1 protein-coding gene is annotated in these 344 nt (G+C 39.2%); it reads left to right on the top strand.

Features of this window, described 5'->3' with window-relative positions:
- On the top strand, positions 1-210 hold a 210-nt coding region (locus R2R70_RS19310), incomplete at its 5' end, for a sigma-70 family RNA polymerase sigma factor (RefSeq protein WP_410978795.1).
- Between the last annotated feature and the right edge of the window lie 134 nt (positions 211-344).

Genomic DNA, 344 nt, shown 5'->3' with positions numbered 1-344 from the left:
CGGGACAAAAAACGAATTGACGAAGCTTTGTCTGTTTTAACAGATCGAGAGAAGGACGTATTCTTTATGCACACAACGCAGGGACTATCGTTTAGCGAGATTGCGATCATGCTAGATGTCAAGAAAGGAACTGTACAAAAACATATGGAAAGAGCTCGGACCAAAATGTCCAAAAAAGTGCAAGAACGCCTATTCAAAGCTGCTGAATAGGCATTTTTTCTTTAGAAAATCAATCAATCAGAGCTTGTCTTACAGTTGCCACCTATAGTTAGAAAGACCAAACGGATGTTTGCTAGACCTACACAAATGATTCCTTTTTAGGGAATCATTCCAGATTGTTGACA

Origin of the sequence: Cobetia sp. SIMBA_158 (assembly GCF_046566945.1) — a bacterium.
Taxonomy (GTDB): Bacteria; Pseudomonadota; Gammaproteobacteria; order Pseudomonadales; family Halomonadaceae; genus Cobetia; species Cobetia amphilecti.
The sequence above is the reverse complement of the archived record's forward strand: the minus strand, read 5'-3'. Positions and strand labels throughout refer to the sequence as shown.